Source organism: Xanthomonas sp. AM6 (assembly GCF_025665335.1).
Lineage (GTDB): Bacteria > Pseudomonadota > Gammaproteobacteria > Xanthomonadales > Xanthomonadaceae > Xanthomonas_A.
Genome location: NZ_CP106869.1, coordinates 1,139,443 through 1,160,269 on the forward strand (window position 1 = coordinate 1,139,443; position 20,827 = coordinate 1,160,269).

Below are 20,827 nucleotides of genomic sequence, written 5' to 3' on the forward strand. Positions count from 1 at the left end.
GAACGCGCGGCGCATGTCCGCATCCTAACGCCTTCAGCGTGGCGCGGCGTGCAGATCGTCGGTGCGGCCGGCCTGGATGTTGGCGCGCACCGAGGGCTGCATCAGCCGCGGCGCGGCCAGCGTCGCATCGCGCGCCTGGCGCAGCGCGACGAACGCGGCTTCGTCGACGCCGTCGCGCACGTGGATGTTGCCGCGGCGCTGCGCACCGATGCTGGTTTCGCAGGCGACCGCGCGGCCGCCGGCGCCGTAGTCGTGGCAGACGAACACGCGGGTGGATTCGGGCAGCGCGTAGAGCCTGTGGATCGAACGGAACAGCGTCGCCGCGTTGCCGCCGGGGAAATCGCAGCGCGCGGTGCCGCTGTCGGGCATGAACAGCGAATCGCCGGGGAACAGCGCATCGCCGATCAGGTAGGCGATGCTGTCGTCGGTATGCCCGGGCACCGCGATCACCTGCGCGGCCAGCGTGCCGATCGCGAAGCGCTCGCCGTCGGCGAACAGATGGTCGAAGCCGCAGCGCGTGTCGCCGCTGTCCGCGGCCAGGCCGAACTGCGGCGCGAAGCGCGCGCGTACCTGGCGGATGCCGGCGCCGATCGCCAGCGTCGCCTGCGGCCAGCGCCGCTTGAACCACTGCGCGGCGGAGACATGGTCGGCATGCGCGTGGGTTTCCAGGATCCAGCGCAACTGCAGGCCGCGCGCGTCCAGCCGCTCGGCCAGGCCTTGCGCCGGCGCGTCGCGCAGCGCGGCGGTGTCCGCATCGAAGTCCAGCACCGGGTCGATCACCGCGGCGTCGTGGCCGTCTTCGACCAGATAGCTCCAGGTGCCGGACCCGGCGTGGTGGAAGGGGTGGACGTTGGGAACCTGGCTCATGGTCCTGCCTTGGCGGGTGAGGAAGGGCCGGCGCTGCAGTAGATGCCGTGCAGGGTATCGAGGATGCGCTGCGCCGGGCCGGGGGCCAGCGAATAGTAGATGGTCTGCCCGTCGCGGCGGGTCTGCACCAGGCCGTCCTCGCGCAGCAGCGCCAGGTGCTGCGACAGCGCCGACTGGCTCAGGTCCAGGCGCGTGTTGAGCTGGCCCACCGATTGTTCGTGGTCCACCAGCAGGCACAGCAGCAGCAGCCGCTTTTCGTTGCCAAGCGCCTTCAGCAGGCGCGCGGCCTCGCCGGCATGCGCGCGTATCGCGGCCGGATCCATCGCAGGTTGCAGGCGGCGGGCCATCGCGCTCAGAAGGCGACCGGCAGGCCGGCGGCGGTCCAGCCGAGGAAGCCGCCGCTCAGCGAGCGCACCTGGCTGTAGCCGAGCTGCTGCAGGCTCAGCGCGGCCAGCGTGGAGCGGCCGCCGCTGGCGCAGTACAGCAGGATCGGCTGGTCGCGGCGGGCCAGCGCCGGATCGGCGTCCAGGCGGAATTCGAGGATGCCGCGCGGGATGTTGATCGCGTTGGGCAGGTGGCCGACGGCGAATTCGCCGGGTTCGCGCACGTCGATGATCCATTCGCCGGGCAGCGGCGTGGCGGCGGCATCGGTGGCGACTTCCTGGATCTGCGGGCGCGCCCGTTCGACCAGGGCGTGGGCGGAGGAATGGGGCATGGGGGGCTCCGGTGATGGCAGTGCCTATAATATCAGCCTGCTCTAATATAAAAAATCGCGATTCATCTGGCGGCCATCTCTGTCCGCTGCGTCGACCGGCGTCGACCGGCGTCGATCGAACAGCGCGGCCTGGACGTCGATGCGCATGCGCGTCCACGCGGTCTTTGCGGCCTGGGCGTAGAGTCGGCACTCCGTTATCGACGTCCTGGACACCTCATGAGCATCGGCGATCCGATCCGCGTCACCCTCGAACAGGAGGCGGACTTCGCGTTCCGCATCCAGTTCGACGAAACCGACCTGGCGCCGTGGCTGGGCGACGAGACCGCGCCGCTGGGCCACGAGCGCGGGCCCAATCCCTCGCGCATCCTGCTGGCCAGCATCGCCAACTGCCTGGCCGCCAGCCTGCTGTTCGCGATGCGCAAGTTCAAGAACGATCCGGTCGGCGTGGTCGCGCACATCACCGCCACGCCGATGCGCAACGCGGAGGGCTTCTGGCGCATTCCGCAGGCGTCGGTGGAACTGCAGTTGCCCGACGGCAACCAGGACTACCAGCAGCTGCAGCGCATCCTCGACCAGTTCGAGCAGTTCTGCGTGGTCACCCAGAGCGTGCGCCAGGGCATCGACGTGCAGGTCACGGTCAAGGACGCGCACGGCAATGTCCTGCTTGGCGACAAGAGCATCGAGGCCGGCGCGTGAGCGAGCCGCTGCATATCGCCTGCCCGCACTGCCAGGCGCTGAACCGGGTGCCGGGCGAGCGCCTGGCGGCGGCGCCGCAATGCGGGCGGTGCCACCGCGCGCTGTTCGTCGCCGCGCCGGTGGCGTTGACCGCGGACAACTTCGCCGCCCACGCCGAGCGCAGCGACATCGCGTTGCTGGTGGACTTCTGGGCGCCGTGGTGCGGGCCGTGCCGGACCATGGCGCCGCAGTTCGAGGCCGCCGCCGCGCAACTGGAGCCGCGCCTGCGCCTGGGCAAGCTGGATACCGAGGCGCAGCCGGCGCTGGCGGCCCGCTTCGGCATCCGCAGCATTCCGACCCTGGCCTTGCTGCGGCACGGCCGCGAACTGGCGCGGCAGAGTGGCGCGATCGGTACCGCCGACATCGTGCGCTGGGCGCGGGCGCACGCCGGCTAGCTTTCCCGGCGAACCCCGGCTCTTCGCCGAACTCCTGTAGGAGCGGCTTCAGCCGCGACTCGGCTCTACCGGTAAAGCGTCGCGGCTGAAGCCGCTCCTACAGCGGCGGCGGCTCGCGAAATCAAGGCAGCCGGCTTGCCAGCAGCGCGCACGCCGCGCCGCGGCCGCGATTACTTGCCCAGCGCGGCGTTCAGCGTCACGGCGAGATCCGCGCCGGCCTGGCGCAGCTGCGCCTCGGCGACCGGGCGCCAGGTCGCCACGTAGTCCGCCGGCAGCTTGGCGCCGGGTGGGTAGAAGCCCGGGCGCAGCATGATCCGGCACGAGGCTTCGGCCCAGGCCGCGGCCGGCGGCGGCAGCGTGCTGCCCGCAGGCGACGGCGCCGGCAGCGGCTGCGCCTGCAACTGCGCCAGGTAGTGCGCCTCGTCCAGGCCGCGGCTGCGCAGCAGGCCGCTGTCCCACAGCGAATGCAGGTTGCTGCCCTTGCCCTCGAACTGGATCTGGAACGTGTTGCCGCCCTTGTCGCCGGCGTAGCCGGCGTGCAGCGGCTGCTGGATGTCGCCGGCGAAATGCACCACGAACTTCAGCGCCTGGGCGCGCGCCGCCTGCGGCTGGCTGCGGTCGGCCAGGATCGCGGCCTGGCGGCGCAGCGCTTCCACCGCGCAGTTGCCGTCGGGACAGTCGCGGGTCTGCTCGTAGTGGCACTTGTCTTCGCCGAGGTTGACGTAGTGCCAGGGGCCGGTGCGCTTGCCCAGGTCCGGGTCGTGCTCGCGCAGCTGGTCGGCCCAGTTGGCGACGCCGGCCAGGGTCGGCTCGGGTTCGCCCTGCAGCAGTTGCTGGACCTGCGCGCGCGCCTGCGGGGTGAGTTGCGCGTCGGCCAGGTCGGCGACCAGGCGATGGCCCAGCGGGCCCCAGGCGAAGGCGGCGGACGGCGCGCCGGCCATTGCCGCGGCGAGCGCGGCGGAAACGAAGAGGGAGGATTTCATGGCGCCGATTCTAGCCGTCGCCGATGACAGCGCCGCGGCCGCGGCGCTGCGCCGTTGCGCATCCGCTAAGCCTCGCCGGCATCGACGAGGCGGCGGACGCGGCGGATCAGAAGTACATCATGTAGGCGACGCCGTAGGTGATCGGATCGAGCTTGGCTTCGCCGAGCTTGCCACTGTTCACTTCCACGTCGCTGCGCATGCTGGTCCAGCGCGCGTCCACGCGCAGCGCGCTGCGCTCGCCGACGGCGAAGTCCACGCCGGCATGCACCGCCGGGCCGAAGCTGTCCTTGAACTTGACGTCGTCTCGGGCGAACGCGCCCTTGCCGTCGGCGCCCAGGAACGTGGTGTAGTTGAGGCCGACGCCGACGAACGGAGAGATGTCGCCGTTGCCGTTGAAGTGGTACTGCAGCGAGAACGTCGGCGACAGCGCCCAGGCGCGGCCGACATCGCCGCCCTGTTCCAGGCCGATCTTCTGCTGCCCGACCAGGGTCTGGATCTCCAGGCCGAGGTTGCCGCGGAAGAAGTATTCGTAGCTGAACGAGAGCGCCGGGGCGGTGTCGGCGCTGAAGCGCTGGTCGCTGCCGGTCAGGGTGCCGTTGGAGGACGCAGGCACCATGCCGTGGATGCCGTAGCTGGTGGTGTAGTGGCCGGCCGACTGTGCGGCGGCGGGCAGGGCGACGGCAGCGAGGGCGGCGACGGCGAGACGGCGGAACAGGCGTGGCTTCATTGGGGACCCCGGTGGACGACGAATGGGCGGATGCGAATCCCAGTGTCGGCCCGGCGGCGACCGATCCACATCCTTGTGGAGCGTAGTCTGCCAGAGAAGCGCGGCGCCCGTGCAGCCCTCAGAACTTCATCACGTAGGCCAGGCCGTACACCAGCGGATCGATCTGCGCGGTGCCCATGCTGGCGCCGTCGACCTTGACCTTGCTGTCGATGTCGGCCCAGCGCAGGTCCACCCGCAGCGCCGACGTGTCGGTGAGCGCGACGTCCAGGCCGGCATGCAGCGCCACGCCCCATGAATCCTCGAGCTTGAGCTTGCTGCCGGCCAGCGCGCCGGTGGTGTCCTCGCTGAAGAAGGTGGTGTAGTTGATGCCGGCGCCGACGAACGGGGACAGCTTGCCGGCGCTGTTGAAGTGGTACTGCAGCGAGACCACCGGCGGCAGCTGCTTGCTGCTGCCGACCTTGCCGACGCCCTTGACCGCGATGTCGTGCTTGAACGGCAGCGCGGCCAGCACTTCGATGCCCAGGTCCGGGCGCACGAAGTATTCGAAGGTCACGGTCGGCTTGGTGTCGCTGTCCACGCTCAACGGCAAGGCGCCGCCGGCGAGCTTGCCGTTGTCGGACTTCGGGTTGACCTGGTGGGCGCCGATGCCGACGGTCCAGTCGCCCTGCGACTGCGCCAGCGCGGGCAGGGCGCACAGCGCCAGGGCGGCCGCCAGGCCGGACAGCAGGAGGGGGGAGGTCTTGCGCATGATGGTGTCTCGGTTGGGTGTGGACGCAGTGTCCCGCCGGCGGTGGCGCGCCGCCTTGATCCTGATCAAACCCGGGTGCCGGGCGCGATACGGCCGGCCTGATAGAATGGCGTTCCCCTTCCATCCGCCGCGTCAGGCGCGGCCGCAGGAGCTACTGAAATGGCAATCAAGGTTGGCATCAACGGTTTCGGTCGCATCGGACGCAACGTACTGCGCTCGGCGGTACAGAACTTCGGCAGCGACATCGAGATCGTCGCCATCAACGACCTGCTCGAGCCCGACTACCTGGCCTACATGCTGCAGTACGATTCGGTGCATGGCCGCTTCGACGGCGAGGTGTCGGTCGACGGCAACCATCTGGTGGTCAACGGCAAGAAGATCCGCCTGACCCAGGAGCGCGATCCGGCGGCGCTGAAGTGGGACGAGGTCGGCGCCGAGGTGGTGATCGAATCCACCGGCCTGTTCCTGACCAAGGAGACCGCGCAGAAGCACATCGACGCCGGCGCCAAGAAGGTGATCCTGTCGGCCCCGTCCAAGGACGACACGCCGATGTTCGTCTATGGCGTCAACGACAGCACCTACGCCGGCCAGGCGATCGTCTCCAACGCCAGCTGCACCACCAACTGCCTGGCACCGCTGGCCAAGGTGATCAACGACAAGTGGGGCATCAAGCGCGGCCTGATGACCACCGTGCACGCCGCCACCGCCACCCAGAAGACCGTGGACGGCCCCAGCAACAAGGACTGGCGCGGCGGCCGCGGCATCCTGGAGAACATCATTCCCTCCAGCACCGGCGCGGCCAAGGCCGTGGGCGTGGTGATCCCGGAGTTGAACAAGAAGCTGACCGGCATGAGCTTCCGCGTGCCGACCTCGGACGTGTCGGTGGTCGACCTGACCGTGGAGCTGGAGAAGCCGGCCACCTACGCCGAGATCTGCGCCGAGATCAAGGCGCAGAGCGAAGGTGCGCTGAAGGGCATCCTCGGCTACACCGAGGACAAGGTGGTGGCCACCGATTTCCGCGGCGACGCGCGCACCTCGATCTTCGACGCCGACGCCGGCATCGCGCTGGACAGCACCTTCGTCAAGCTGGTGTCCTGGTACGACAACGAGTGGGGCTATTCCAACAAGTGCCTGGAAATGGTCAAGGTGGTGGCGAAGTAAGTCGCCCCGCGCCGCCCACAAAAAAAGCGCCTACGGGCGCTTTTTTTGTGGTTGCCATGTTGCGTCAGGCGGATCGCGCCGGCGCTGCGCTCACTCGGCGGCGATGCGCATGTCCTCGCCGCTGCCGGTGACCGTGACCCGGCTGCCCACCGCCAGCCCGGAGACCTCGGCGCTGGGCTTGGACACCACGACCTGCGATTTGTCGTCGAAGCGGATCTTCACCATGTAGTGCGCGGCCGGGCCGTTGCCGGCGATCTTGGCGCCCACGGTCCGGCCTGCGGCTTCGCCGGCACCGGCGGCCACCGCCGTCGTGCCGATGCCGACGGTATCGGCCTTGCTGCTCTTGATGCCCAGGAGGCTGCCGGCCATGCCGCCGAGCTTGGACGCAGCATTGGTGATGTTCTTGGTTCGCTCGGGAACGTCGGTGTTCTTGTTCTCGATCGGCTCCAGCGCCACGATCGCGCCGTGCCGCGGCCCTGCGGCCAGGGTCGGTGTGGCCAGCGCCAGCAGCGTCAGTGCGATCGCCGACCAGGCGATGCGGGCGAGTGCGTTCTGTGCGTTCATCGGATGTTCCCCTGTGGATGCGAATCGAAAAAGCCGGCGCCGGTGCGGCGCACGGCGCTTACTTCTTTTTCTTGGGCCGGCCCCAGCTGCGGATGTACGGCTGGCATTTGCTGCCGGCGAAGTCGTAGCGGGTGATGATGCCGTCGGCATCGGCGACGAAGGTGATCTCGCAATGGTGCTCGGCGGGCACGAAGACGGTCTGGCTGTGCTGGTTCTGCTCGAAGATCGGGGTCGGAGCGACGCCGTTGCCGCCGCCAACCATGCCTACTACCCCTCCCTGCGTGGTCCAGTAATCGGTCCGGTAGTGTGCCTCGGTACCGAAGTTGTAGGTGTAGGCGGTCTCGTGGGTCTCGGTGTTTTCCGAGGTGTACAGGCCGCGGTCCACCGGCCACTGCAGCATCAGCTCGCTGGCGTCGTGGCCGAGCCAGCTGCGGGCGATGTCTTCGGGGCTGCCGAACATGTCGGCCGAGGCCGGCGGCGCCAGGCTCAGCAGCGCCAGGGCACAAAGTGCAGGCAGCACACTCGAACGACGGTAGGTAGGCATTGCGGGTACGTCCTTGCACTGGGGCATCGATGCCGGATCCATGGGCTGCGCATGGGTCGCGCGCGCTGCGCTGGCGCGATTTCTATCATGCCGTGCCGGCGTCGGGCAAGCGCCGGCGCCAGTGTGCTGCCATGCCGATCGGGCGTGGACATCGGCGGCAACGCATGCACTAATGCGTCGCTGGCCAGTGGATGTTCCCGCGCTGGCGTTGCAGACGATGGACAGGGGGCACTCAATGGATTCAAGGAGCGAAAAAATGCAGATCAACCGTGTATGGACGGGCGCCCTGGTGCTGGCCGTGGCGCTGGCGGCGGCGATGCCGATGCAGGCGATGGCGAAGAAGCAGAGCGGCACGCCGAGCTGGATGAACGCCGACGGCGAAGTCACCAACTCCTCGCAGGTGGAGGCCGGCTACGGCGAGACCGTCAAGGGCGTCAACGACTATGAGGGCGAGATCACCGGCAAGCCGGCGCCCGACAGCAAGTTCACCCAGCTCAAGATCGGCATGCCGATGAAGCAGGTGACCGACCTGATCGGCGAGCCCACCGACCAGGGCTCCTACGTCACCGGCAAGGCCTTCATCCCGTTCTTCTACGGCGGCGACCGTTATCGCTACGAACTGGCCTACAAGGGCCAGGGCCGCCTGGTGTTCGCCGGCAAGTCGATGGGCAGCGGCGGCAACCTGATCTGGATCATCCACAACAAGAACGACAGCGGCTACCGCGAATAAACGGCCGCAGCAGCAGCCCGGGCCGCGTCGCGCGCCCGGGCTTTTTTTTGCCTGCCCGATCGCCGACCGACACGCCGGCCAGCAATTGCTGACGGCCACGGCGGTCCAGCGCCACCGCTGGCGGCAAGCGCACAGGTGGGCGTCGCGCGGGATCGCCGCGGTCACGACGCGCTGCGCGTGCCTGCCGCCGGGGCGGGGTCCAACGATGCGAGCAGGGCGGCGCGGCACGTCGCGAGGATTTCGTCGGCCAGCGGCGAGTCGTCGGGGCAGGCCCGAGACATGACGATCGCGCCGAGGGCGTGCGCCAGCATGTTCAGACGCCTGGCGCGCGCTTCGCCAGGGCTGGCGCCGGTCGCCGCGCCATCCTCGCGCTCCAGGGCCGCCAATAGGCCCTCGACGCCGTCCGCGAACGCGGCCCGCACCGCTTCCGGCTGGCGCGCGGCGTCCCCGCCCAGCGCGGCCATGGTGCAGCCGACCGTGCGGGCATCGCGGTGCGCGCGCGACACGTAGCGGCGAACGAATTCCGGCGTGTCGATTCCACCGACCTGGGCCACGGTCTGCGCGATCCCGCACGCCGTCGCCTCCGCCACCAGGTCGGCCTTGGATGCGAAGTGCTTGTAGAAGCCGCCGTGGGTGAAACCGGCGGCGGCCATCAGATCGGCAACGCCGATCCCCTCGTAGCCGCGCTCGCGAAACAGCGCAGACGCGGTTTCGACGATGTGCGCCCGGTTCGCCTGCGCCTGCGCCTTGCTGACTTTCATCGCGGATGCCCTCCAGCGCTGCCTTTTCCAGGGCCAAGGATACATTGATGCTGGTCATCATCAAAACTTGACAAGTTAGATTATGAACATCATCATTGCGCCGACCGCTTCGACCCATGTGCTTCCCGGTAGCGCCTGTCCATCGCCACGACCCGCCACACCGCGGTACCGGTCGTCGCGCCGCCGGCACGCCTCCCCCTTCGAGAGCCAACGCCACCATGTCCGACGCCGCACTGTTCACGCCGTACCCGCTGGGCCCATTGACGCTCGCCAACCGCATCGTCATGGCGCCGCTGACCCGCAACCGCGCCGGCAAGGGCCTGGTGCCCAGCGAGCTGGCCGCCACCTACTACGCCCAGCGCGCGTCCGCGGGCCTGTTGATCACCGAGGCGACGCAGATCTCGGCGGACGCGCAGGGCTACCAGGACACCCCGGGCATCTACACCCCGGCGCAGATCGCAGGATGGCGCGCGGTCACCGATGCAGTGCATGCCGAGGGCGGGCGCATCTTCGTGCAGCTGTGGCACGTCGGCCGCGTCTCGCACGTGGACCTGCGTCCCGGCGGGACCGCGCCGGTGGCGCCTTCGGCGATCGCCGCCGCCACCAAGACCTTCGTCAACAACGGCTTTGCCGACGTCTCCGCGCCGCGCGCGCTTGAGCGCGACGAGCTGCCGCGCATCGTGGACGACTTCCGCCAGGCCGCGGTGAACGCCATCGCCGCCGGCTTCGATGGCGTGGAGCTGCATGGCGCCAACGGCTACCTGCTGGAGCAGTTCATCAAGGACGGCGCCAACCAGCGCACCGACGCCTACGGCGGTACCATCGAGAACCGCGCGCGCCTGCTGCTGGAGGTCGCCGCGGCGGTGGCCGAGGCCATCGGCGCCGAGCGTACCGGCGTGCGCATCTCGCCGGTGTCGCCGGCCAACGGCATCTCCTGCAGCGATCCGCAGCCGCAGTACGACTACATCGCCGAGCGGCTCAGCGCGCTGGGCATCGTCTACCTGCATGTGGTGGAGGGCGCCACCGGCGGGCCGCGCGACGTGGCGCCGTTCGACTACGCGGCGCTGCGCAGCCGCTTCAAGCGGACCTACCTGGCCAACAACGGCTACGACCCGGCGCTGGCCAGCGCCAGTCTCGCCGCCGGCCGCGCCGACCTATTCGCCTTCGGCCGCGCGTTCATCGGCAATCCCGACCTGGTCGAGCGGTTGAAGGCCGGCGCGCCGTTGGCCGCTCCGGATCCGGCCACGCTCTACGGCGGCGGCGCCAAGGGCTACACCGACTATCCGACGCTGGCCGAGAGCGCCAGCGCCTGATCGGCACCACGGCAGCACCGGCCACGTCGTCGTGGCCGCACTTTCCCTTTCGATCCGAAGAGACCACTCGCATGAGCAGCACCTCCACCGTCCTCATCACCGGCGCCTCCACCGGCATCGGCGCCGTCTACGCGCAGCGCTTCGCCCAGCGCGGCCACGACCTGGTCCTGGTCGCACGCGACAAGACCCGCCTGGACGCGCTCGCCGCGCGCCTGCGCGAAGACCACAAGGTCGCGGTCGACGTGCTGCAGGCCGACCTGACCGCAGCAGCCGACGTGGCGGCGGTCGAAGCGCGCCTGCGCGACGACGCGCGCATCGGCATCCTCATCAACAACGCCGGCATGGCCCAGTCGGGCGGCTTCGCCGAGCAGACGGCCGAGAGCGTCGAACGCCTGCTGGCGCTCAACACCGCCGCGCTGACGCGTCTGGCGGTGGCAATCGCGCCGCGGCTGGCGCAGTCCGGCAACGGCGCGATCGTCAACATCGGCTCGGTGGTCGGCCTGGCGCCGGAGTTCGGCATGACCGTGTACGGCGCGACCAAGGCGTTCGTGCTGTTCCTGTCGCAGGGCATGAGCCTGGAACTGGCGCCCAAGGGCGTGTACGTGCAGGCGGTGCTTCCGGCGGCCACCCGCACCGAGATCTGGGAGCGCGCGGGCATCGACGTCAATACGCTGGCCGAGGTGATGGACGTGGAAGAGCTGGTCGATGCGGCGCTGATCGGCTTCGATCGCCGCGAGCCGGTGACCATCCCGCCGTTGCACGACGCCGACCGCTGGGATGCCCTCGACGGCGCCAGGCAGGCGCTGCTGGGAAGCATCCGCCAGGCCAATGCCGCGGAACGCTACCGGCCGGCGGCCTGACGCCTGCAGTCCACCTGTCGAGATCGAGGCCATCACCATGAAACCGCAACGCGACGGCTGGGTGCTGATCACCGGCGCATCGAGTGGATTCGGCGAGGAATTCGCCAGGCAGTATGCGGCGCGCGGCCACAGGCTGATCCTGGTCGCGCGACGCCTGGACCGGCTCGATGCGCTGGCGCAGGCGTTGCGGCAGCGGCACGGCGTGGAGATCCTCGTGGAGCAGGTGGATCTGTCGGAGATCGCGGCGGTGCGCCGGCTCCATGCCGGCCTGCACGCGCGCGGCATCGAGGTCGAGGTGCTGATCAACAACGCCGGGCATGGGCTGCAGGGGCCGTTCCTGCGGGCCGAGCTGGAGCCGGTGCTGTCGATGATCCAGCTGGATATCGCCAGCCTGACCGCGATGACGCACCTGTTCGGCCAGGACATGCGGCGGCGCCGGCACGGGAAGATCCTGCAGGTGGCCAGCCTGCTGGCCTACCAGGGCGTGGAGGACTTCGCGGTGTATTCGGCCGCCAAGGCCTACGTCCTGCGCCTGGGCGAAGCGCTGCATCGCGAGTTCGCGCGCGATGGCGTCACCGTGACCACGCTGTGCCCGGGACTGACCGACACCGGGTTCGCGAGCGTCGCCCAGCAGCGGATCACGCCGCAGCTCGCGGCGTTGATGATGCAGACGCCGCCGGTGGTCCGCGCCGGCATGTGCGCGCTGGATGCCGGCCGCATCAGCGTGGTGCCCGGGCTGATCAACAAGTTGAACGCGGTCTTCATGTGGGCGACGCCGCGCTGGATCCACCAGGCCGTGCTGTCGCGCATCCTCAACCGCTGACCGTCATGCGTCCGGGTTTCCGCTCGTTGTCGGTCCTGACCTCGCTGCTGTTCCTGGCGATCGCCTGCACCTGGATGTTCTCGCCGGGTGCGATGCTGGCGAACTGGGAGATCGGCGCTTCGCCATCGGCCGAGCTGATGGCGCGACGCGGGGCCGCGCTGTATGCGGGCCTGAGCGTGATGTTCTTCCTGGCGCGCGGCGCGGCGCCATCGCCGGCGCGTTCGGCCCTGGTGGCGGGCTTCGTCACCGCCTGTACGTTGCTGGCGGCGCTTGGCATCGGCGAACTGGCCAGCGGGCACGCGGGCCGCGGGATCCTGGTCGCGGTCGTGCTCGAAATCGTGTTCGTCCTCGCGTTCGTTCTGGTCAGGGAAACATCATGAAAGCGTTCTTCATCGAAGGCTATGGCGACAAGCACCCGGGCCGGATCGGCGAACTGCCCGAACCGGAGGTGCATGACGGCGACGTGCTGGTCGAGGTGCATGCCGCGGGCGTCAACGTGCTCGACACGAAGATCCGCAAGGGCGAGTTCAAGCTGATCCTGCCGTACCGCTTTCCGCTGGTGCTGGGCAACGACGTGGCGGGCGTGGTGGTGCGGGTCGGGGCCGGCGTGCGCCGCTTCAAGCCCGGGGACGCGGTGTATGCGCGTCCCGACCAGACCCGCATCGGCAGCTTCGCCGAACGCATCGCGGTCAAGGAAAGCGCGCTGGCGTTGAAGCCTGCCAACCTCGGCATGGAAGAAGCCGCCTCGGTTCCGCTGGTCGCGCTCACCGCGTGGCAGGCCCTGGTGGAAACGGCGGGCCTGCAGAAGGGACAGAAGGTCCTGATCCACGCCGGCTCCGGCGGCGTCGGCAGCATCGCCATCCAGCTCGCCAAGCACCTCGGCGCGTTCGTCGCGACCACCACCGGCACCGGCAACGTCGATTGGGTGAAGGCGCTGGGCGCCGACCTGGTCATCGACTACCGGACGCAGGACTTCGAGACCGTCGTGCGCGACTACGACGTCGTCCTTAACAGCCTGGGCAACGACGTACTGGAGAAATCCCTGCGCGTGCTCAAGCCCGGCGGCATGCTCATCTCCATCTCCGGCCCGCCGGACCCGGACTTCGCTGCGCGACAGGGACTGGCGTGGCCGCTGCGGCTGGTGACCCGCCTGCTGAGCGGCGGGATCCGCAGGAAGGCCAGGCGGCGCGGCGTCAGCTACGCCTTCCTGTTCATGACCGCCAACGGCGACCAGTTGCGCGAAATCGGCGCGCTGATCGAGGCCGGCATCCTCACGCCGGTGCTGGACCGGGTATTCCCGCTGGAGGCCACGGCACAGGCACTGGCCTACGTCGAGAGCGGACGTGCCAAGGGCAAAGTGGTGATCAGGGTCGGCCAGCACTGAGCATGCGGGCCGTCGCGCACGCGCGGCGCGCTACAGTGCCTGCAGGATCAACGAGTGCCAACCGGTGCGGTAGGTCTCGTAGCCGGGCGAGGCGGCGTGCGCGATGCAGTGCGGGCGGCCGCCGAGATCGCTCACCACCGCGCCGCGCGGTTGCTTGAACAGCGCGTCGCGGCCGGCGAAGTCGATCCGTTCCTGCAGCATGCGGCCGGCCGAATCGGCCAGGACCTGGCCGCGCTGGTCGACGATGCAGACCCGGCTGCGGCCCCATTCCTGCTCCGACAGCGGCGTGCGCTGCACCACCGTCTGCGCCAGCGCATCCCAGCGGAACACGATGCCGAGCACGCCCAGCACGCGTCCATCGACGCGTCCGCCGTCGCGCACCGTGCACGCATACACCAGCACGCGTTCGCCATCGGCCAGGCTGCTGGCATGCACGTCCTGGAAACCGAATTCCTCGCCGCTGCGGGTGCGCGTGGCGTCCTCGAACCAGGCCTGGCCGGAGACGTCGCTGCCGGCCGAGGCGTACTGCTGCGGGCGGCCGTTGGCGAGGACGCGGCCGTCGGTGCCGGCCAGCACCAGGTCGAAGTACACGGTGTACGAATCCAGGATCTGGCCCATGCGCCGCGACGCGTAGGCGAGGTCGTCGCCGCTGCGGCCGTGGCGCGCGGCGGCGACGATCGCCGCGTCGGTCGCCCACCAGCGCACGTCGCAGCTGCGCTCGTAGAGGTTGCGGTCGATCAGGTCGATGTTGCTCAGCGCCAGTTCGCTCAGGCGCGTGCGGCGCACGTCGTCCTCCAGCCGCTGCAGGGTGGTGCGCATGTCGGCGCTGGTGTTGGCGGCGACCTTGTCCAGGTCCTGCGTGGCGTCGCCGACGCGCCGCGACAGCACGTCCATTTCCTGCGCGATGACGCTGAAGCCGCGCCCGGCATGGCCGATCCGCGCCGATTCGATGCGCGCGTTCATCGAGATCACGTGGGTGGTGCGGTTGATCTCGTCGATGCGCTGCAGCGACCGCCGCAGCTGCCCGAGCAGTTGGTCGGACAGGCCGACCACCGAGCGGATATGGTCGTCGATGCCCGCTTCGGCGGGTTTGGCTGGCAGGTTCATTGGGCGCTGTCGGTGGGAGGGGAGGGAACAGCAGGCGCAACACGGGATAAGGGAGTTAGCGGCCGCCGATGCACCGGCTTGAGCCACGCGTTTGCGCGGCGTCCGTCGCCGGCATGCGCTGCCGCGCCTGGGCTGCATCGCCCGCGGCCGGGCCGCGGCGAGGCGAACTCGTCTACCATCTGCGCCAGGACCGGCGTCGCCGGGCCATTGGCACGCCGCCGCGCAGCGGCTGCCGCCTTGGGGATGGATACCGGATGGAAGCGTTGATCGTGTTGGTGGTGGTGGCGGTACTGGCGGTGCCGGTGCTGCTGATCGTATTGCTGGTGTCGCTTTCGGGGGTGCGCCGGCGCGTGGCGGCGTTGGAACTGCAACTGGCGCAGGTGCAAGGCGCGGCGCCCCACGCCGGTGCCCGGTTCGGCACCAATGCCGGCATCGGTACGGGAGGCGACGCCGAGGCCGATGCCGGGTTCGAGGACAGCGACGCCGCGGCGGCGCGTCCGTTCGCCGCCACCGCGCCGGCCGCCATCGCGCCCGCAGCACCTGCGCCGCCGCCGCTTCCGCCGCAGTTCGCAACGCGCGTATCCGCGGCGAGGGACGGTGCGGATACCGATGCAGGCGCTGCGCCAGCGCACGAGACGTTTGCGCCGCAGGGCCCGGGCCCGCTCGAGCGGTTGCTGGCCGGCGCCAAGCGCTGGTTCACCGAAGGCAACGTGCCGGTCAAGATCGGTATGCTGGTGCTGCTGGCCGGTGTGGCCGCGCTGCTGAAGTACGCCGGCGACCAGGGCTGGCTGCGGATGCCGATCGAACTGCGCTACGCCGGCGTCGCCGCCGCGGCGCTGGCCGGGCTGGGCTTCGGCTGGCGCCAGCGCGAACGCAAGCGCAGCTTCGCGCTGGCCCTGCAGGGCGGCGCGATCGGCGTGCTGCTGCTGACCGTGTTCGCCGCGTTCAAGCTGTCCGCGCTGATTCCGGCCGGTGCCGCGTTCGCGCTGAGCATCGTGCTGGTGGCCGGCATGTGCGTGCTGGCGGTGGTGCAGGAATCGCGCACGCTGGCGGTGCTGGCCACGCTGGCCGGGTTCCTGGCGCCGATCTGGCTGTCCACCGGCAGCGGCAACCACGTCGGCCTGTTCTCCTACTACGCGGTGTTGAACGCGGCGGTGTTTGCGATCGCCTGGTACCGGCCGTGGCGGGTGCTGAACCTGCTCGGCTTCGGTTTCACCTTCGGCATCGGCACGCTGTGGGGCGTACTGCAGTACCAGCCGGCGAAGTTCGCCAGCACCGAGCCGTTCCTGCTGCTGTTCTTCGCCTTCTATCTGCTGATCCCGATCCTGTACGCGCGGCGCCAGCCGGCCACGCGCGGCAACCTGGTCGACGGCAGCCTGGTGTTCGGCGCGCCGCTGGTCGCGTTCTCGCTGCAGGCCGGATTGCTGCGTGGCGAGGGCCTGCCGCTGGCGCTGTGCGCGCTGGGCCTGGCGGCGATCTATGCGCTGCTGGCCGCGGCGCTGATCCGGCGCGCGCGCTTCGCGGTGCTCGGCCAAGCCTATGCGCTGCTGGCGGTCGGCTTCGCCACGCTGGCGGTGCCGTTGGCGCTGTCCGCGCGCGCCACTGCCAGCATCTTCGCGCTGGAAGGTGCGGCGCTGGCATGGCTCGGATTGCGGCAGCGGCGCTGGTTGCCGCAGTTCAGCGGTGCCGGCCTGCAACTGGCCGCGGCGATCGGCTTCGTGCTGGGGCTGGACATGGTTTGGCACGATACCCAGGCCGTGGCCAATGCGACGTTCATGAGCGGTGCGCTGCTGGCCCTGGCCGGCTTCGCCAGCGCCTGGAGCTATCGCCGCGCGGGCGCCGCCATGCCGGCGCTGGCCTACTACCTGTGGGGCCTGGCGTGGTGGTGCGGAATCGGGATCACCGAGATCGAGCGCTTCGTCGCACCCGACGCGCGCGCCGACGTCTGGCTGGCGTTCGTGGCGCTCAGCGGCTGGCTCGCCGCCGAAGTGCAGCGGCGTTGGCCGGCGCGCGCGCTGGCGGCGACCACGCTCGGCGGCCTGCTGCTGGCGCTGCCGTTGGCGGCGCTGCAGGCCGAGGCGCACGGCCAGCCGTTCGCCGGACACGGCGCCTGGGCCTGGACCCTGTTCGCGGTGCTCGGCGTGCGCAGCCTGGTCTGCCTGCGCGGCAGCGGCGGCGGCGTGGCGCGGGCGGCGCAGTTCGTGTGGTGGCTGGTGTGGCCGTCGGTGCTGTCGCTGCTGGGCATGTGGCTGGCGCAGCGCTTCGCCCTGGCCGAGGGTTGGCAATGGGCGTTGCTGCTGGCGCCGTGGCTGCTGGCGGCGGCGCTGTCGCTGCTGCGCTGGCGCTGGCTGGCCGCGCCGCTGGGCGCGGATTTCGATCCGTGCCGCAGCGCGTTGCAGTGCAGCTATTTCGGCCTGCTCGGCGTGGCCTGGCTGTGGACCCTGTGCGTGCCCGGCGCCAGCGCGCCGCTGCCGTGGGTGCCGGTGCTCAATCCGCTGGAACTGAGCCAGCTGCTGGTGTTGGCGCTGGCCGCGCGCTGGCTGTGGTCGCCGTCCGCGCCGGTGGCGCTGCAGGGCCGGCGCCTGCAGCTGCTGGCCGGCGGCGGCTTCCTGTGGATCACCAGCGTGACCCTGCACGCGGTGCATCACTGGGGGGCCGCGCCGTGGAGTGCGGTGCTGTCCGACGGCGTGGCGCAGACCAGCCTGACCGTGGTGTGGAGCGTGCTCGGCGTGCTCGGCTGGGTGCTCGGCTCGCGCCGCCGCCAGCGTGGCCTGTGGCTGGCCGGCGCGCTGCTGATGGCGGTGGTGCTGGGCAAGCTGTTGCTGGTGGATCGCGGCAATCTCGGCAACGTCGCCGGTATCGCCTCGTTCATCGCCTACGGCCTGCTGTGCACCGTGGTCGGCTATTTTGCGCCGGCGCCGCCGCGCGCCACCGAACCGGCCGAGGAGGCCCATCCATGAAACGCCTGATCTTCCCGGCCCTGCTGTTGGCGCTGTCGCCGCTCGCGGCATCCGCCGCCAGCCAGCGCGACGACTATGCGCAGCAATGGCCGCTGACCCTGCAGGATCCCGCCGCCGGCGCCTACCGCGTGCAGCTGGACGATGCGGTGTACCGCAGCGCGCATCGCGCCTCGCTGGGCGACGTGGAGGTGTTCAATGCCGCCGGCGACGCCTTGCCGTCCGCGCTGTTTGCCGCCGAACAGGCCGAAACCACGCCGCGCCGGCAGCCGCTGCCCTGGTTCCCGCTGCCGCCGGTGGCCGGCGGGGGCGCCGACGACCTGGAACTGATCGCCGAGCGCGACGCCGACGGCAGCGTGCGCCGCATCCGCACGCGCGTGGCCAGCAGCGCCACCGGCGCCAGCGAGGCCGGTTGGCTGATCGACGCCAGCGCGCTGCGCGAGCCCTTGCGCGCGCTGTCGCTGCAATGGGCCGCCGATACGCAGCCGCGGCAGGCGCGCTACCGGGTCGAGGCCAGCGACGATCTGCGCGATTGGGAATTGCTGGTGCAGGAGGCGACGCTGGTCGACCTGGCCAACCAGGGCAATCGCCTGCAGCAGCTGCGCATCGCCATCGACAGCCGGGTGCGCTACCTGCGACTGCTGCCGTTGTCGTCGGCGCCGCTGCCGCGCCTGACCGGGGTGGAGGCCGAACTGGCGCCGGCGCCGGCCGCCGCCGACTGGCACTGGCAGCAGCTGGATGCGCTGCAGGCCGATCCGGTGCAGCACAGCTTCGAGTTCGCCTCGCCCGGCCGCTATCCGGTGGCGCAGCTGGATATCGCGCTGCCCGGCAACAGCGCGATCGAATGGCGCGTGCAGAGCCGCGACGCCGCCGAGGCGCCGTGGCAGGACCGGGCCGGGCCGTGGGTCGCCTACCAGGTCGGTACCGGCGCCGGCCGCTCGCCGCCGCAGGCGCTGGCGACGCCGGTGCGCGATCGCTACTGGCGGCTGCTGGCCACCCAGGACCCGGGCCGGCAACGGCCGGCACTGCGCCTGGGCTACCAGCCCGAGACGCTGATCTTCCTGGCCCAGGGTGCGCCGCCCTACGCGCTGGCGGCCGGCAGCGCGCGCACCCAGCGCGCCGCCGCGCCATTGGCGGCCACGCTGCAGGCGCTGCGCTCGCAGCGCGGGCCGCAATGGGCACCGGCCACCGCCACGCTCGGCGCGGCGGTGCCGCTGGCCGGCGCCGCCGCCTTGCAGGCGCCGCCGCCGCCGCGCGACTGGAAGGCCTGGCTGCTGTGGGCGCTGCTGGTCGGCGGCGCGCTGATCGTGGTCGGCTTCGCCTTCAGCCTGCTGCGCAAGCCGGCGGCGCCCGGCACGGACTGACTGCCGTACGTCGCCACGCGCCTGTGGCGACGTGGCGCTGCGGCGCCCGCGCCGCACGTGATTGCACCGGCCAGCATGCGCGCGGTCGCGCGCTGCGCGCTGTCCCGATTTGCCGCTGCGCGGCCGACGCCGGACAATGCAGCCCCTGGCATCGCCCGGCGCGCGCTGATTCGCGCGAACACCGGGCGTTCCGACAGCCGCGCCTATGCTGCGCACGGCGTCTTCCATTCCCCCCAGCAACCCCACGATAGCGAGCGACCGACAATGCCCATCCTGCGAATGACCGATCTCGACCTGTCCGGCAAGCGCGTGCTGATCCGGCAAGACCTGAACGTGCCGATCGACGACGACGGCCAGATCACTTCCGAGCAGCGCATCCTGGCGTCGGTACCGACGCTGCGGCACGCGCTCGCGCAGGGCGCGGCGGTGATGGTGACCTCGCACCTGGGCCGTCCCAAGGAAGGCGCGTGGACCCAGCAGGACTCGCTGGCGCCGGTGGCCGCGCGGTTGGCCGCGCTGCTCGGCACCGAGGTGCCGCTGCTGCGCGACTGGGTCGACGGCGTGGACGTGCAGCCGGGCAAGATCGTGCTGCTGGAGAACTGCCGCATGAACGTCGGCGAGGGCAAGGACGACGAGGCGCTGGCGCAGAAGTACGCGGCGCTGTGCGACGTGTTCGTGATGGACGCGTTCGGCACTGCGCACCGCGCCCAGGCCTCCACCCACGGCGTGATCAGGTTCGCCCCTGTGGCGGCCGGCGGCCCGCTGCTGATGGCCGAGCTGGACGCGCTGGCCAAGGCGCTGGAGCACCCGGCCAAGCCGCTGCTGGCGATCGTCGCCGGCAGCAAGGTCTCGACCAAGCTGGAACTGCTGTCGAACCTGGTCAACAAGGTCGAGCAGCTGATCGTCGGCGGCGGCATCGCCAACACCTTCATCGCCGCGGCCGGGCACCCGGTCGGCAAGTCGCTGTGCGAGCCGGACCTGCTCGACACCGCGCGCAAGATCGTCGCCGACGCCAACGCGCGCGGCGCGGCGATCCCGCTGCCCACTGACGTGGTGGTGGCCAAGCAGTTCCTGCCCGACGCGCCGGCCACGGTGAAGGCGCTGGCCGAGGTCGCCGACGACGACCTGATCCTGGACATCGGCCCGCAGACCGCCGCGCACTACGCCGAGCTGATCGCCAAGGCCGGCACCGTGGTCTGGAATGGCCCGGTCGGCGTGTTCGAGTTCGACGCGTTCGGCCATGGCACCGAAACCCTGGCGCGCGCGATCGCCGCCTCGCCGGCGTTCTCCATCGCCGGCGGCGGCGATACCCTGGCCGCGGTCGACAAGTACGGCATCGCCGCGCAGGTCAGCTACATCTCCACCGGCGGCGGCGCGTTCCTGGAGTTCCTGGAAGGCAAGACCCTGCCGGCCGTGGCCGCGTTGCAGGCGCGCGGCGCGTGAGCGCCGACACCCTGTTCTTCGACCTGGACGGCACCCTGGTCGATTCGGAGATCGGCATCGTCGGCAGCATCGCGCATGCGTTCGAGCAGCTGCAGCAGCCGGTGCCGGGGCCGGACGCGCTGCGCGCCTGGATCGGCCCGCCGCTGCGCGACAGTTTCCACGCGCATTTCGACGATCCGGCCGTGGTCGAGCAGGCGCTGGCGCTGTACCGGCAGCGCTACGACGCGCGCGGCTGGCGCGAGCACACGGTGTTCCCGGAGATCGGCGCGGCGGTGGAGGCCCTGGCCGCGGCCGGCCATCGCATGGCGGTGGTGACCTCGAAGAACGAGCGCTTCGCCCGGCGCATCGTCGAAACGCTGCCGTTCGCCGCGCATTTCGAGGAGGTCGTCGGCGCCAGCGACGACGGCCAGCGCCGCTTCAAGCCGGACCTGATCGCCGAGGCGCTGCGGCGGCTGGCGTTGCCGGCGCAGGGCTGCCGCATGATCGGCGACCGGCGCATGGACATCGAGGGCGCCAACCACCACGGCATGCGCAGCATCGGCGTGCTGTGGGGCTTCGGCGACGAGGCGGAGCTGCGCCAGGCCGGCGCCAGCGCGTTGGCGCAGGTTCCGGGGCAGTTGTTGGCGCTGGCTGGCTGAGGGGCCGG

General features: G+C 70.7%; 23 protein-coding genes. 13 read left to right on the forward strand and 10 right to left on the reverse strand.

Features of this window, described 5'->3' with window-relative positions; genetic code table 11:
* Positions 1-33: 33 nt before the first annotated feature.
* From OCJ37_RS04725 to OCJ37_RS04735, 3 genes are read right to left on the reverse strand one after another with little or no spacing between them, the layout of a single operon-like run.
* Positions 34-867 (reverse strand): MBL fold metallo-hydrolase, encoded by an 834-nt coding sequence (locus OCJ37_RS04725; protein ID WP_263112536.1) that lies wholly within the window; start codon positions 865-867, stop codon positions 34-36.
* Entirely contained in the window at positions 864-1,214 is a 351-nt protein-coding gene (locus OCJ37_RS04730) for an ArsR/SmtB family transcription factor (RefSeq protein WP_263112537.1), read from the reverse strand. Before OCJ37_RS04730 ends, OCJ37_RS04725 begins: the two co-directional genes overlap by 4 nt.
* A gap of 5 nt (positions 1,215-1,219) precedes the next feature.
* Positions 1,220-1,582 carry a rhodanese-like domain-containing protein gene (locus OCJ37_RS04735; RefSeq protein WP_145702560.1) on the reverse strand — a complete coding sequence of 121 codons (363 nt, stop codon included), beginning with the start codon at positions 1,580-1,582 and terminating at the stop codon, positions 1,220-1,222.
* A gap of 216 nt (positions 1,583-1,798) precedes the next feature.
* Between OCJ37_RS04735 and OCJ37_RS04740 the strand changes: the two genes are divergently transcribed.
* Positions 1,799-2,278, forward strand: coding sequence for an OsmC family protein (locus tag OCJ37_RS04740; protein ID WP_263112538.1), 480 nt, complete (start codon positions 1,799-1,801; stop codon positions 2,276-2,278).
* A complete protein-coding gene (gene trxC / locus OCJ37_RS04745; RefSeq protein ID WP_263112539.1) occupies positions 2,275-2,712 on the forward strand; it encodes a thioredoxin TrxC in 438 nt (145 codons plus the stop codon). Before OCJ37_RS04740 ends, trxC begins: the two co-directional genes overlap by 4 nt.
* Positions 2,713-2,882: 170 nt before the next feature.
* Here trxC and OCJ37_RS04750 read toward each other — a convergent pair whose 3' ends face one another.
* The 3 genes from OCJ37_RS04750 to OCJ37_RS04760 form a co-directional block, all read right to left on the reverse strand.
* Positions 2,883-3,695, reverse strand: a complete 813-nt coding sequence (locus OCJ37_RS04750; RefSeq protein ID WP_263112540.1) for a S1/P1 nuclease — start codon at positions 3,693-3,695, stop codon at positions 2,883-2,885.
* Between the two features lie 106 nt (positions 3,696-3,801).
* On the reverse strand, positions 3,802-4,422 hold the full coding sequence (locus OCJ37_RS04755) for an OmpW/AlkL family protein (RefSeq protein WP_263112541.1): 621 nt from the start codon (positions 4,420-4,422) through the stop codon (positions 3,802-3,804).
* 118 nt (positions 4,423-4,540) lie between these two features.
* Entirely contained in the window at positions 4,541-5,170 is a 630-nt protein-coding gene (locus OCJ37_RS04760) for an OmpW/AlkL family protein (RefSeq protein ID WP_263112542.1), read from the reverse strand.
* Positions 5,171-5,329: 159 nt separating this feature from the next.
* On the opposite strand from OCJ37_RS04760, the gene gap reads away from it, so the two are divergent.
* Positions 5,330-6,331 (forward strand): type I glyceraldehyde-3-phosphate dehydrogenase, encoded by a 1,002-nt coding sequence (gap, locus tag OCJ37_RS04765; protein ID WP_263112543.1) that lies wholly within the window; start codon positions 5,330-5,332, stop codon positions 6,329-6,331.
* Between the two features lie 90 nt (positions 6,332-6,421).
* On the opposite strand, the gene OCJ37_RS04770 is transcribed toward gap, so the two are convergent.
* Positions 6,422-6,895, reverse strand: coding sequence for a hypothetical protein (locus OCJ37_RS04770; RefSeq protein WP_263112544.1), 474 nt, complete (start codon positions 6,893-6,895; stop codon positions 6,422-6,424).
* Positions 6,896-6,953: 58 nt separating this feature from the next.
* The gene (locus OCJ37_RS04775; RefSeq protein WP_263112545.1) at positions 6,954-7,439 is read right to left on the reverse strand and encodes a hypothetical protein; all 486 of its coding nucleotides are present in this window, start codon (positions 7,437-7,439) and stop codon (positions 6,954-6,956) included.
* Positions 7,440-7,755: 316 nt separating this feature from the next.
* Here OCJ37_RS04775 and OCJ37_RS04780 point away from each other — a divergent pair, with 316 nt between their 5' ends.
* Entirely contained in the window at positions 7,756-8,169 is a 414-nt protein-coding gene (locus OCJ37_RS04780; RefSeq protein ID WP_263113587.1) for a hypothetical protein, read from the forward strand.
* 161 nt (positions 8,170-8,330) lie between these two features.
* Here the strand turns inward: OCJ37_RS04780 and OCJ37_RS04785 are convergent, their stop codons facing one another.
* The gene (locus OCJ37_RS04785; protein WP_263112546.1) at positions 8,331-8,930 is read right to left on the reverse strand and encodes a TetR/AcrR family transcriptional regulator; all 600 of its coding nucleotides are present in this window, start codon (positions 8,928-8,930) and stop codon (positions 8,331-8,333) included.
* Between the two features lie 218 nt (positions 8,931-9,148).
* Between OCJ37_RS04785 and OCJ37_RS04790 the strand changes: the two genes are divergently transcribed.
* The 5 genes from OCJ37_RS04790 to OCJ37_RS04810 all read left to right on the forward strand — a co-directional run bounded on the left by OCJ37_RS04790 (position 9,149) and on the right by OCJ37_RS04810 (position 13,310).
* The gene (locus tag OCJ37_RS04790) at positions 9,149-10,243 is read left to right on the forward strand and encodes an alkene reductase (protein ID WP_263112547.1); all 1,095 of its coding nucleotides are present in this window, start codon (positions 9,149-9,151) and stop codon (positions 10,241-10,243) included.
* A gap of 71 nt (positions 10,244-10,314) precedes the next feature.
* Complete coding sequence (locus OCJ37_RS04795; RefSeq protein WP_263112548.1) at positions 10,315-11,103, forward strand: SDR family NAD(P)-dependent oxidoreductase; 789 nt, start codon at positions 10,315-10,317, stop codon at positions 11,101-11,103.
* Positions 11,104-11,140: 37 nt separating this feature from the next.
* Complete coding sequence (locus OCJ37_RS04800; protein WP_263112549.1) at positions 11,141-11,926, forward strand: SDR family NAD(P)-dependent oxidoreductase; 786 nt, start codon at positions 11,141-11,143, stop codon at positions 11,924-11,926.
* 26 nt (positions 11,927-11,952) lie between these two features.
* Positions 11,953-12,306 (forward strand): hypothetical protein, encoded by a 354-nt coding sequence (locus OCJ37_RS04805; RefSeq protein WP_263112550.1) that lies wholly within the window; start codon positions 11,953-11,955, stop codon positions 12,304-12,306.
* Positions 12,303-13,310 (forward strand): NADP-dependent oxidoreductase, encoded by a 1,008-nt coding sequence (locus tag OCJ37_RS04810; protein ID WP_263112551.1) that lies wholly within the window; start codon positions 12,303-12,305, stop codon positions 13,308-13,310. The genes OCJ37_RS04805 and OCJ37_RS04810 overlap by 4 nt, the downstream gene beginning before the upstream one ends.
* A 30-nt stretch (positions 13,311-13,340) precedes the next feature.
* Here OCJ37_RS04810 and OCJ37_RS04815 read toward each other — a convergent pair whose 3' ends face one another.
* Entirely contained in the window at positions 13,341-14,417 is a 1,077-nt protein-coding gene (locus OCJ37_RS04815) for a methyl-accepting chemotaxis protein (RefSeq protein WP_263112552.1), read from the reverse strand.
* A 254-nt stretch (positions 14,418-14,671) separates the two neighbouring features.
* Here OCJ37_RS04815 and OCJ37_RS04820 point away from each other — a divergent pair, with 254 nt between their 5' ends.
* The 4 genes from OCJ37_RS04820 to OCJ37_RS04835 all read left to right on the forward strand — a co-directional run bounded on the left by OCJ37_RS04820 (position 14,672) and on the right by OCJ37_RS04835 (position 20,819).
* Entirely contained in the window at positions 14,672-17,377 is a 2,706-nt protein-coding gene (locus tag OCJ37_RS04820) for a DUF2339 domain-containing protein (RefSeq protein ID WP_263112553.1), read from the forward strand.
* Complete coding sequence (locus OCJ37_RS04825) at positions 17,374-18,738, forward strand: DUF3999 domain-containing protein (protein ID WP_263112554.1); 1,365 nt, start codon at positions 17,374-17,376, stop codon at positions 18,736-18,738. Before OCJ37_RS04820 ends, OCJ37_RS04825 begins: the two co-directional genes overlap by 4 nt.
* A gap of 264 nt (positions 18,739-19,002) precedes the next feature.
* Positions 19,003-20,181, forward strand: coding sequence for a phosphoglycerate kinase (locus OCJ37_RS04830; RefSeq protein ID WP_263112555.1), 1,179 nt, complete (start codon positions 19,003-19,005; stop codon positions 20,179-20,181).
* The gene (locus tag OCJ37_RS04835) at positions 20,178-20,819 is read left to right on the forward strand and encodes an HAD hydrolase-like protein (RefSeq protein ID WP_263112556.1); all 642 of its coding nucleotides are present in this window, start codon (positions 20,178-20,180) and stop codon (positions 20,817-20,819) included. The genes OCJ37_RS04830 and OCJ37_RS04835 overlap by 4 nt, the downstream gene beginning before the upstream one ends.
* Positions 20,820-20,827 lie beyond the last annotated feature (8 nt).